The following is a 12,326-nucleotide window of genomic DNA, read 5'->3' on the forward strand; positions in this document are numbered from 1 at the left end:
CGCATCGAAATCAATATTATTAAGGCTGCTTCGAATGTGTTTCACGTTGGTGTCTTACGGGCTACATAAAAACAAAAAACCTACAAATCAAATAATTGCAGGTTTTTATTTATGACCGAACCCATCCTTACCCCTGCTCAATCTGCTTCAAACTATCCATTTTCTTATAAGCCAAAAAGCCCTTGATATCCTCAAAATGTTCGCGGACGCGTTTATTGCCGAACTCAAATACTTTTTGTACCAGTCCGTCAAGGAAATCACGGTCGTGAGATACAAGGATCAGTGTCCCGTCAAAATCCCTCAGGGCGTCTTTGATGATGTCTTTGGTCTTCATATCCAAATGATTTGTCGGCTCATCCAGGATCAATACGTTTACAGGCTCCAACAACAGCTTGATCATGGCTAAACGGGTCTTCTCTCCACCCGAAAGTACCTTAACCTTTTTGGTGGTATCATCGCCGCTGAACATAAATGCACCCAAAAGATCTTTGATCTTTACGGTGCCGTCACTTAGGGGAATTTGGTCGATGGTTTCAAATACTGTTAAGTTCTCGTCTAATAAAGCCGCCTGGTTTTGGGCAAAGTACCCGATTTTGGCGTTGTGACCTACTTTTAAACTTCCTTCAAAATCGATCTCTCCCATGATGGCTTTGATCATGGTTGATTTACCTTCACCATTTTTACCAACAAATGCCACTTTTTCGCCCCGTTCAATCACCATAGCTGCATTCTGGAACACCACATGATCGCCATAGGTTTTTGTCAGCTCCTCAACCATTACCGGATATTGGCCCGAACGTGGTGACGGTGGAAACTTCAACCGCAATGCAGAAGTATCCACTTCATCGATCTCGATAACCTCAAGTTTTTCGAGCATTTTCACGCGCGACTGTACCTGTAAAGTTTTAGAGTACGTACCTCTGAACCTGTCAATAAATTCCTGGTTATCGGCAATAAAACGTTGCTGTTCCTCGTAGGCTTTGAGTTGATGTACCCGGCGGTCAGCACGCAACTGAAGATAATGGCTGTATTTGGCCCTGTAATCATAGATCCTGCCCATCGTTACCTCAATGGTACGGTTGGTGATGTTATCTACAAAAGTACGGTCGTGGGAGATGACCATGACTGCCTTTGCCGAGTTGACCAGGAAATCTTCCAGCCATTGTATACTGTCGATATCCATGTGGTTGGTAGGCTCATCAAGTAAGATCAGGTCCGGTTTCTTTAACAGAATTTTGGCCAGCTCGATGCGCATGCGCCAACCGCCCGAAAACTCGGAAGTTTGACGGCTGAAGTCTTTGCGTTCGAAACCTAAGCCTTTCAGTACCTTCTCTACCTCTGCATCATAATTCACCTCTTCCTGCGAATAAACTTTTTCGCTCAGTTCCGATACCCGTTCAATCAGCTTCATGTAGTCGTCACTGTCATAATCGGTGCGGATGTTGAGCTGCTCATTCACTTCGTCCAGTTCTTTTTGCATTTGATTGGCCTCGTCAAAAGCTTTCATTGTTTCCTCAAAAACGGTAACGTTATCCTGGGTAAGCAGGTGCTGCGGCAAATACGCTATTACCGCGTCCTTGGGGCCGGTTACATTGCCGGTAGTAGGTTTGGCGGCGCCGGCGATGATCTTGAGGATAGTCGACTTGCCTGCGCCGTTTTTGCCCATCAGGGCTATCTTATCATTCTCGTTTATAGAGAAGGTTACGTCACTAAATAGGGTGGTTCCGCCAAATGAAACGGAGATGTTGTTGACATTAATCACTGTATGCTAATATTGAATTGCGCGCAAAGATAAGCGAAAGACATAGAATTATGGCAGGAAGTATAAAGAGACGCTATCGGACGGCGTTTGGAGTTCCGCTTATGAGCTTAGAAATATCCTATTGAGGCCAAATTTCAAGTAAAAAGCCTTTAATGCGAAGATTAAAGGCTTTTTACTGATATAGATTAATAGTGCGGAGATCATCTAACCATCCGCTGGATCTCCGCTGTTTTCCTTTAATGATAGAGCAGGGTTACTGGGTAATATTCACCGTTCCCATATCGGTGACTGTGCCATTTGTTACGGAAATGTTGGTTACAGTTTTGATTGCATAGGGACTAACCGGCACAAATTTAACCTGATAATTGCCCGCTGCGAGGCCGGGAAAGTAATATTTACCGGTGGCATCTGTAGTTGAGCCAACGGTGTCAGTACCCATAATAGCATATACCTTCGGTGAGGATGCTGCCGGACTGACTACACCGGTCAGTGCACCGGAGGCGGCGGTGGCAATTGCGCGGATCACCGGTTTGAGAATATACTTGCCGTTACCGGTCAGCACAACAGATTGCGCGGCGTCAAAGTCCAAACGCATGGTATAGGCAATACCGGCGGTAAGGTTATCATGAACGTTCAGTTTCACACCGGAGGTCTGCCCGCTTGGGGTGGTCAGGTCATATGACACACCGGCTACAATCACGCGGTTACCGCTGTCGTTCAATACCAGGCGCACCTGCTGAATGGTCCCTGCAGGGATATCCTGGTCGGCCAGCACAGTATCACGGCCCGAACGGAAACGCAGGATATCAACAGCACCTCCATCCACATTAAGCGTTTGTTCACCCTTGTCGGTTACAATAATCACACTTTTGATATTCAGGATCACGGCATCAAAAGCGCCGGGCGCATCGGTCATTTTCACGGTCACGTGGGCGGTACCCCCGTTATTGGTACTATCCTTTTTACAGGAAAAGAGCATAAGGCTTAGGGCTGTAGTAAATAAAAATAGCTTTTTCATAATTAAAAAGTTTGTTTATTGAAGGAACAAATCCGCGTATTTTTTGTGCCAATGTGACGATGAATGATGTAATTGTGTCGACGAATAGGCTCGCAGCAGTTTGCAGCAATGCTTTATCATCTTTTGCCGCAAGCCCTGCTCAACCCGGTAGTACCCCCTTCATCCATAGCGGGTACTTCAATAAATGCTGATATAATTTTAAGCAATAGAAGCCCGGCTTATAAAAGATCTCTTTCTTTTCGCAAAAAAATCATCATGCTATGTCCCCATTTGCCCCGAACAGAAAAAGTATAATCTTTAATTAAGATAAATACATTCTTCATAATCACCGACCCTATTTCTTCTTAAATTAAATACCTGTATTTTAGATAATTATTTCACCCGCCAGGGTAGAATTTGCCGAAAGGCATCACCAATTTTAAACCGATAATTACTGAAAAAATGGAACAGCAACCTAACCAGCCATCACCCGAAAACATTATGAAAATTGGCACAGGCTTTTGGGCTTCAAAAATTCTTTTAACAGCCGTAAGTTTTCAATTGTTCACAACGCTTGCCGAAAAGATAGCCATGACAGGTAAAGAGGTCAAAGACATATTAGGGCTTAAATGCACCGACAGGAATGTTTATGATTTTTTAGATGCTTTAACGGTGTTTGGTTTTTTAAAGCGTGAAGGCATTCTGGATACGGCTATCTATTCAAATACCATCGATACGGATACATTTTTGGATAAGAACAAGCCGTCATATATCGGAGGCATCCTTGAAATGATGAACAATAGGTTATATGGCTTTTGGGGCAACCTTGGCGAAGGGCTGCTTACCGGGCTTCCGCAAAACGAAATAAAAAAGAGCGAGGATTTTTTTGGCTTAATATATTCAGATCCTGAAAAATTGAAAGAGTTTATTAATGCAATGAGCGGCATTCAAATGGGAAACTTTATGGCATTTGCTCAAAAATTTGATTTTACCAAATATAAAACGCTGATTGATGTAGGCGGTTCGGCCGGGCTGCTTTCATTGATGGTTGCAAGGCATAATCCCCATATGCATTGCACCAGTTTTGACCTGCCGCCGGTTGAGCCCGTTGCAAACGCAACTATACAGCAATTCGGGCTATCCGACCAGGTAAAAGCAGCAAGCGGCAACTTTTTCACTATGCCAATACCCAATGCAGATATTGTTGTAATGGGAAATATCCTGCATGATTGGGACGAGGAAAATAAAATATCATTAATGAAAAAAGCTTATGATGCGCTCCCCGCCAACGGGGCATTTGTAGCTATCGAAAACATAATAGATGATGAGCGAAAGCAAAATGTTTTTGGAATGATGATGAGTTTGAATATGCTTATTGAAACAGGTACCGGATTTGATTACACATTTGCCGATTTTAACAGGTGGGCAAATATTGCCGGGTTTAAATCAACTTCAATTATTCCATTAACCGGGCCATCAGGCGCGGCAATCGCATACAAATAGATCAGGGGTCGATATTACTGAGAGGAAAAAGAAATACAGACAACAAGTTCGAATTTTATTAAAAAATAGCACGACTGGCGCCTCCGTCTACCTGTATGGTTGTCCCGCTGATGTATGCTGCCTGGGCAGATGAAAGGAATGCTACCAGGGCTGCAAACTCTTCCGGCTTACCAATGCGTCCGAGCGGAATACTTTTAGCTTTTTCCTTAATTGCCTCTTCGGGGTCCAGGTCCTGGGGCAGTGTGTGCCTGATCCGGTCTGTCAAAATAAGGCCCGGCGCAATATTATTGACGGTAATTCCATAAACGCCCAGTTCGTCGGCCAGCATTTTTGCCGTACCAACTACACCCATACGCATTGCGGTAGACAGCACCGAGTTGGTCAATACCGACTTAACCGAACCACTAACGATATTGATAATACGGCCGCTGCCTGTCGTTTTCATGAATGGTAATACCAACCGGGATGTCCGGACGAAACTGAGCATGTTTTGTTCATAGGCCTGCTGCCACTGTGTGTCGTCAAAGCTCTCAAACTTTCCAAAGGGCGGCCCGCCGGCGTTATTAACCAATATATCTATCCGCCCGTATATACTCCCTGCCTGGTTAATAAAAGAGGTCAATTGTTCGCTATCGCTAACATCTACCGGGAAGCAGGACACTTCATTGCCCGTTTTTGATCTGATGTCTTCTGCGGCTCCGTTCAGTTCTGCCGCGTTACGGGAGCCAATGATGACTTTTGCGTCTTCTGCTGATAAAGCCATTGCCGAAGCTTTTCCTAATCCTTTACTTGCGGCCAATACGACAGCCACCTTTTGATCTAATCCGAGGTTCATAAGCAAATCTTTTAAGAAGCAAATTTCTTGAATTTTTAGTTATAAGGCCTGCTGTTCCAAAAAAATGATTCGAATACCATCACTACTTAGATTTGATCTTTTAATGGTGGCGGCTCATGAAGCGCAAGTTCCCAATCTTCAAACGGAGGCCCTACAACAAAAGAGGGATCACAATATGCCCGAAGATAATCCGTTGCCCTTTTTTCTGCGTATTTGGCGTTCAGTACCTTTCCGGTATCATCCAGTTCAATCACATTGGCATAAATTGCAAATACCTGTTCAATGGCGCTTGGCTCATTACCATATAACGTAAGATAATCAATTCCTTCAAGTGTATACTGACTACCGCTTGCCATGAAATAGGTAAATGTTCTTAATGCGCCGCTAAACGAATTGCTTAATTTCATGCCATAAATTTAGCGTGTTTCTTTATAATAATTGAAAGCAGGCTAAATGAGAAATAAAACAATGCGGTAACCGGCTGATTAAATTCTAACGGATAATAACTAACCCTTTCAGCCGTTTGCTCTGCTCAGTTTCCTTCTAAACCTTGAAGCTAAGGACTCCAGATCGCGTTTCTCAATGTCTTCAGGCCTATGAAACTGGGATAAAACAAGGGCTCTTGAAAGTTGAATAGTGCCGTTACTGGTTTTAACAACTACTTGTTCCCCGCGTTCCGCATGGTTTTTATAATTCCCAATCTGGGGATTAATGCCGGTAACGCGCATCAATAATTCAACTATAGCATAAAGCGGCAGTTTGTTCTTCGACATACATTTTGCTTATGTTGTTTAATACTAAGTTAAGTATATTTTAACAATTAATAAATATCACACCCTCTCAGGCCTTATCAGGCAGGCGTGATCCGGACTGATCAAACAAAAGTTATAGAGTAAAACTACCTTCATTCTTATTATCATAAATTTACCTCCATGAAAAAACTAACCTTTTTAACCTTGTTTGCCCTGCTCAGCAAATTTGGTTTCGCACAAAACTTAAACAGTATGCAGTGGTACAGTAAACCTCAAAAATCATTTATAGAAGGCAGTACGCTGCACATGACCGTTGACCCCGCAACCGATTACTGGCGGGTAACACATTATGGCTTTATCAGGGATAACGGTCCATTTTATTTTACCGAACAGGACGGCGATTTTGAAGCCAGCGTAAAAATTACCGGAACCTACAAAGAGCTGTTTCACCAAGCCGGGTTAATGGTAAGGATAGATAACAAAAATTGGATAAAAACCGGGATTGAGTATGTTGACGGCGTGCAAAACGTAAGTGCCGTGGTTACCCGCGAAGTTTCGGACTGGTCGGTAGTGCCGAGGCATGACAGCCCCAAATCTGTTTGGCTGAAATTGCTGCGCAAAGGTGATTTTGTGGAGATCAAATATTCGTTCGACGGTCAAAAATATGATATGCTCCGCCTGGCTTACTTCCCGCCCAATGTAAAAGCGATGATAGGCATGGTAGCGGCAGCACCCGGCAAACAAAGCTTTGATGTAAAGTTTGAAGATTTTAAAGTACAAAAGATCGTCAAGTAATTGTGCCGGAGATCGATATACAATTAGGCCTTTGAACGGGAGTTTGAAGGCTTTTTTATTTTGAAACCAATGTGGCAGAAAGAGCAATGAATATCTCCCTCATTATATTTCCACCATTTTTATTATTTTTGCCCCGGTAACCAACCATTCCCTCTATGTGATAAAAATTTCTTTCAGGACAAATAAACAGCGCCGTTACCACAACGCACGCTGTAATTATTCACGCTTTAAAGAAAGAAATTATGCTTATTCTTCACGATATTACCTATATACACCCCAACCGTGATCTTTTATTTGCCGGTATTGATCTCGTAATCAACAAACATGATAAAATTGCACTAATAGGCAACAACGGCACCGGTAAATCAACGCTGCTTAAAATATTAGCCGGAAACTTACGACACGCAAGCGGTGTAGTAAAAACCGGCTCTAAGCCATATTATGTACCCCAGATTTTTGGACAGTACAATGCGTTCAGCGTTGCCGAAGCCTTGCAAATAGCCGATAAACTAAACGCCTTAAAGCAGATCCTTGAAGGCAATGTTACCGATGAAAATATGGCCCTGCTCAATGACGATTGGGCTATTGAGGAACGCTGCCGGGAAGTTTTTATCCATTGGCAGCTTAGGGATATTGATCTGTCGCAAAAAATGGGTACACTTAGCGGCGGGCAAAAAACAAAAGTATTTTTAGCAGGCATCGCCATTCATCGCCCCGAAATAGTTTTGCTGGATGAGCCGAGCAACCATTTGGATAACACAAGCCGGGAACTGTTGTATAATTATATCCGGTCGACCAATAATACCCTCGTGGTGGTTAGTCACGACCGAACCTTACTCAACTTACTTAATACGGTTTGCGAACTCAGCAAGCGGGGCATAACTGTTTACGGCGGCAATTACGATTTTTATGCCGAACAAAAAATGATGGAGAGCGATGCCCTGAACCAGGATGTAAGAAGCAGGGAGAAAGCGCTCCGCAAGGCTAAGGAAACAGAAAGGGAATCGGTTGAACGGCAGCAAAAGCTGGATGCCCGCGGTAAAAAGAAACAGGAAAAAGCCGGTGTGCCAACCATCATGATGAAAACGCTTAAAAACAGTGCCGAAAAAAGCACCTCGAAGATGAAGGGTGTCCATGCCGAAAAAACTGATGCTATTGCACAGGAACTGAGCCAGCTGCGTACACGGTTGCCGGATATTGATAAAATGAAGATGGGTTTTGACAATTCGGCACTTCATAAAGGAAAGGTGCTGGTTACCGCTAAGGACCTCAACTTTGGATACGGGGATCAGCAGCTTTGGATGTCGCCGTTAAGTTTTCAAATCACCAGCGGCGAAAGGCTGGTGATCAAAGGGGCAAACGGCTCGGGCAAAACAACGCTGATAAAGATGCTGCTGGGCTCACTGGAACCGCAATCCGGCACAATAGAACGCGCGGCGGTTAAAGCCATTTATATCGACCAGGATTATTCACTCATCAACAACAAGCTCAGTGTTTATGAACAGGCGGAAGAATATAACTCGGGCGTATTGCAGGAACATGATATCAAAATTCGCCTCAACAGATTTTTGTTTACTAAAGAGTATTGGAATAAACCATGCAGCGCCCTGAGCGGCGGCGAAAAAATGCGGCTGATGCTCTGTTCGTTAACCATCAGCAACCAGGCCCCCGATATGATCATCCTGGATGAGCCCACCAATAACCTCGATATTCAAAACATCGAAATTTTAACAACTGCTATTAACGATTACCAGGGAACGCTCATCGTTGTATCTCATGATGAATATTTTTTAAAGGAGATAAGCGTGGAACGGGAGATTTTGATAGGGTAAAAAGATAGAAAAAAGAGGGGCTACCGGTTTGTTTTGCATACAGCTGGCCTGTTTTTGCTTTTCATTTATTTAAAAACCCTTCTTCCTTGTGATCCCCGGCTTCCTGCTTTTGCGTTCTGCCGGTTCAGGAACACCTTCGGCGCCGTAGCTGCGGGCCATCTTGGCTATTCGCTCTTCCATGGTTTCTGTAGTCAGTCTTTCCCGGCCGAGGCTGTCAACCATGATGGGGAAGGCAAAAGGTGTTGGTCGTTCAATCACTTTCAAAATGATATTTTGTGTTTGGATCCGTTGCAAAGCAGCCCTTAGCCTGAACTCTTCTAACTGGAAAGCCAATGCTTCATTATAGGCCTGCCGCACCAGTAAGTTATCCGGCTCATACTCGCTGAAGACTTCAAACAGCAATGAGGTTGATGCCTGCAAATGCTTGTTCTTAACCTGCTGACCGGGATAACCCGTAAACACTAAACCGCCAATATGGGCTATATCCCTGAAACGGCGGCGGGCCATTTCATTGGCATTTAAACTGTGCTGGATATCATCTATCAGGTTATCTATCGAAAAAAAGCCGGTATCCTCCAGTGCTTCCTCAATAGGGATATCTTCATCGGTAAGCAATTCAAAGCCATAATCATTCATGGCGATGGAAAAGCTGGCAGGTTTAATTTTACTGATGCGATAAGCCAGCAGCGATGCCATACCTTCGTGAACCAATCGCCCTTCAAAAGGATAAAACAACAAGTGGTGCCCTTCCCTTGATTTAAATGACTCGATCAAAAATTCATGGCTTTGCGGTAAGTGCGATAATTGCTGCTGCAAATCAAAAAGCGGTTTCAAAGCCTTAACCTCTACATCTTTTTCGATGCCATGCGCTACCTCATCCAGCTTCAGCCTGAATACGGCTGCCAGTTGCGATGATAGCGGCATACGTCCCCCGTTCCAACTCGGGATGATGCCTTTGGTGGAGTTGGATTTTTTAACGTAGGCTGTCATCTCCTTTACCCGCACAAACTCCAAACTCCGGCCTGCAAACCAAAAGGTATTACCGGGTTTTAACTTCGATACAAAGGACTCTTCAATAGTACCCAGACTACCGCCGCTGAGCCATTTTACCCTGATGCTCAATTCGCTGGTGATGGTACCGATACTTAAGCGGTGCCGCATGGCTACCCTCCTGCTGTTTACTTTGTATAGGCCATTTTCAACCTCAACCTTTAAGAATTCATCATACTGGGCAAGCGTTTTACCGCCACTGGTAATGAAATCAAGTAATTGTCCAAATTCGTTCCGGCTCAGATCGGCAAAGGCATAAGTGGTTTTAACCTCCTCAAACAATTCTTCAGCTTTGAAACCGTCCGAAACAGCCAGCGTGACCATATACTGGATCAGCACATCCATGGTGAGCAGCATCGGGTCGCGGCTTTCAAAAATCTTATGCTTAATAGCTTCCTTCAGCGCCGCGCCCTCCAATAATTCGAGCGAATGCGTAGGCACAAAATAAGCCCTCGATACCGCGCCAGGATGGTGGCCGCTTCGTCCGGCGCGCTGCATAAAACGAGCTACTCCTTTAGGACTTCCTACCTGCACAACGGTATCTACAGGGCGAAAATCAACCCCAAGGTCCAAACTTGAGGTACACACCACCAGTTTGAGGGCCTCGGCATGCAGCGCGGCTTCCACCCAGTTGCGCAGCTCATTATCCAATGAGCCATGGTGCATGGCCATGATGCCCGCATACTCGGGGTAATTATCCAAAATGGCATGGTACCAGATCTCCGATTGAGAGCGGGTATTGGTAAATATCAGCGTGGTTTTGCTTTTTGCTACTATCTCCATCACTTCGGGCAGCAGCTTTAAGCCGATATGCCCCGCCCAGGAGTAATTCTCAATATTCTGCGGAATAATAGACCGGATATCCAGCTTTTTCTCCAGGTTGGCGCGCACCATTTTAACCTGTTCCGGCGGAAAATCATTTCCTAATAAAACTTCGGCGGCCTGTTCAAGGTTACCGATAGTCGCGGAGATACCCCAGATTTTCACCCCACCCCAGCCCTCCCCGAGGGGGAGGGAGCCCGTTTCTAAATATTCCTTTATGGATTCAATTACTCTTTTCGGATCTTTTAAGACTTCATCATTAGTGAATCTTAAAACATCATATCCATGTGATTTTAAATACGCTGTCCTTTCCTCATCTAATTGTAGTTGCTCAATTTCATTATGATATCCTCCATCAACTTCAATGATCAATTTCTTTTCAAGGCAAATAAAATCGGGTATATAATTCAATACAAGATGTTGCCGCCTGAATTTATAACCCGTCTTTTTCCCTCTTAACAATTGCCACAAAATATTTTCAGCTTCGGTAGGTTGATGCCGCATAAGCTTTGCATTATCAATATTGGCCTGCCAACTCAAAGCATCGGTTGTGTCGTAGCCTGGATATTTTTCTTTTTCCCCGACATCCAACTTTTCGGCTCCCTCTCCTTTGGAGAGGGCTGGGGTGAGGTGCTTTAATCGGGACAAACCCAACTCCACCTGCACTCCCCTTTTAGTACCCAGCAACTCGTGCCATTCATCAATCACAACCACCTGCAGTTGACTGAACAGTTTAGGATATTCCTTTTGGGCAAGCATGAGGTGCAGGCTTTCGGGGGTGGTAAGCAGTACTTCGGGCAGCTTTTTTTTGAGGGCCTGTTTTTCGGCAGCAGGGGTATCCCCGGTGCGGGTAGCTATGCGCCATGGCAAACCTATCTCGTCACAGGCTTCCTGCATCGCTTTGCGGATATCATTGGTAAGCGCCCGTAATGGGGTTATCCAAAGCATCAGCAAACCGTTATTTTGTTTGGTTTTATAGGTATCAGGATGTGAGTTGATGAACCCCGCCAAAAAAGGCAGGAACAGGGCAAAAGTTTTACCGCTGCCCGTGGGGGCATTCAACAAGCCTGAATAGCCGCCAAGGTATGCATCCATCATTTCGGCCTGGAAAGGGAACTGCTCCCAGTTTTTTTCCGTGTACCATTGCTGTATAACCTGTTGGCCTTTGCTTGTCATTATCCTGTTAACAAAATTTTTGTTGTTTGGTTATTGCACGAATAATCGAGCCAACAAAATAACTATTAAATTGGTTATGGTTATATGACGATCAGAAATAGCTTAATAATCATTTCGATAGCCATCTGCCTTTTGGCCTGCGGCAACAATTCAAAAAAAGAAACAACTTTGGCCGATACCAATAAGGTACCCAGGGACACCACGGGCCAACATCCTGGCAATAAAAACGATACCTTCACCCACCATACCATGGCATCGGACACTAATACCACCAACACCGTGCAGTCCGCCTGGCTGATAAATCCTGGTAAAAGCATCGGGCATATTATTTTAAATGATGATGTTCAAAATGTAATAAAGCAATTGGGCAAGCCCGATAGCTCCGACGCAGCCATGGGTAGTTCGTTGATGGTCTGGTTTGCCAAACATGATATTACCCGTTACCGTACCGCGGTTTTTTCGCACCGCAACATGGGAGGCAAGGATGAATCCGTGAGCCACATACAAAAGATCCTGGTAACATCGCCGCAATTTAAAACTGATGACGGCATTGGTGTAGGTTCAACCAAACAGGATATTCAGAAGATTTACACGCTGAAACCAACCTCAACTTATAACACTAAAGGCGGCAAGGTGCAGGTTTATACAGATATGAGTAAAGGGATTTCTTTTGAAATAGATGGCAGCGGCCATTGCGTTGGCGTGGTAGTACATAAAGCCAATGATACTGCATCGGCTTATTTGAATATGCATTGATTATTATTTGATGGCGATACCTGACATGTTATGCCGACCTTGTTTC

At 44.4% G+C, this 12,326-nt stretch carries 10 protein-coding genes; 4 read left to right on the forward strand and 6 right to left on the reverse strand.

The window, feature by feature from the left end; translation table 11 throughout:
- Nucleotides 1-127: 127 nt before the first annotated feature.
- Nucleotides 128-1,762 carry an ABC-F family ATP-binding cassette domain-containing protein gene (locus tag SNE26_RS21020; protein WP_321555857.1) on the reverse strand — a complete coding sequence of 545 codons (1,635 nt, stop codon included), beginning with the start codon at nucleotides 1,760-1,762 and terminating at the stop codon, nucleotides 128-130.
- A 253-nt stretch (nucleotides 1,763-2,015) separates the two neighbouring features.
- Nucleotides 2,016-2,780 (reverse strand): DUF4382 domain-containing protein, encoded by a 765-nt coding sequence (locus SNE26_RS21025; protein WP_321555858.1) that lies wholly within the window; start codon nucleotides 2,778-2,780, stop codon nucleotides 2,016-2,018.
- A gap of 441 nt (nucleotides 2,781-3,221) precedes the next feature.
- Between SNE26_RS21025 and SNE26_RS21030 the strand changes: the two genes are divergently transcribed.
- The gene (locus tag SNE26_RS21030; RefSeq protein ID WP_321555859.1) at nucleotides 3,222-4,262 is read left to right on the forward strand and encodes a methyltransferase; all 1,041 of its coding nucleotides are present in this window, start codon (nucleotides 3,222-3,224) and stop codon (nucleotides 4,260-4,262) included.
- Between the two features lie 58 nt (nucleotides 4,263-4,320).
- Here the strand turns inward: SNE26_RS21030 and SNE26_RS21035 are convergent, their stop codons facing one another.
- The 3 genes from SNE26_RS21035 to SNE26_RS21045 all read right to left on the reverse strand — a co-directional run bounded on the left by SNE26_RS21035 (nucleotide 4,321) and on the right by SNE26_RS21045 (nucleotide 5,870).
- Nucleotides 4,321-5,097 (reverse strand): SDR family oxidoreductase, encoded by a 777-nt coding sequence (locus SNE26_RS21035; protein WP_321555860.1) that lies wholly within the window; start codon nucleotides 5,095-5,097, stop codon nucleotides 4,321-4,323.
- Nucleotides 5,098-5,183: 86 nt separating this feature from the next.
- Nucleotides 5,184-5,504 (reverse strand): hypothetical protein, encoded by a 321-nt coding sequence (locus tag SNE26_RS21040; protein ID WP_321555861.1) that lies wholly within the window; start codon nucleotides 5,502-5,504, stop codon nucleotides 5,184-5,186.
- A 108-nt stretch (nucleotides 5,505-5,612) separates the two neighbouring features.
- Nucleotides 5,613-5,870: a hypothetical protein gene (locus SNE26_RS21045; RefSeq protein ID WP_321555862.1), complete on the reverse strand. Its 258-nt coding sequence runs from the start codon at nucleotides 5,868-5,870 to the stop codon at nucleotides 5,613-5,615.
- A 159-nt stretch (nucleotides 5,871-6,029) separates the two neighbouring features.
- On the opposite strand from SNE26_RS21045, the gene SNE26_RS21050 reads away from it, so the two are divergent.
- Entirely contained in the window at nucleotides 6,030-6,644 is a 615-nt protein-coding gene (locus SNE26_RS21050) for a DUF1349 domain-containing protein (RefSeq protein ID WP_321555863.1), read from the forward strand.
- Nucleotides 6,645-6,886: 242 nt separating this feature from the next.
- Nucleotides 6,887-8,476 (forward strand): ribosomal protection-like ABC-F family protein, encoded by a 1,590-nt coding sequence (gene abc-f, locus SNE26_RS21055; protein WP_321555864.1) that lies wholly within the window; start codon nucleotides 6,887-6,889, stop codon nucleotides 8,474-8,476.
- Between the two features lie 69 nt (nucleotides 8,477-8,545).
- Here abc-f and SNE26_RS21060 read toward each other — a convergent pair whose 3' ends face one another.
- Nucleotides 8,546-11,524, reverse strand: coding sequence for a ligase-associated DNA damage response DEXH box helicase (locus tag SNE26_RS21060; protein ID WP_321555865.1), 2,979 nt, complete (start codon nucleotides 11,522-11,524; stop codon nucleotides 8,546-8,548).
- Nucleotides 11,525-11,608: 84 nt separating this feature from the next.
- Here SNE26_RS21060 and SNE26_RS21065 point away from each other — a divergent pair, with 84 nt between their 5' ends.
- Nucleotides 11,609-12,280, forward strand: coding sequence for a hypothetical protein (locus SNE26_RS21065; protein ID WP_321555866.1), 672 nt, complete (start codon nucleotides 11,609-11,611; stop codon nucleotides 12,278-12,280).
- The last annotated feature ends 46 nt before the right edge of the window (nucleotides 12,281-12,326 follow it).

The sequence above is a fragment of the Mucilaginibacter sp. cycad4 genome (genome assembly GCF_034263275.1).
GTDB lineage: Bacteria > Bacteroidota > Bacteroidia > Sphingobacteriales > Sphingobacteriaceae > Mucilaginibacter.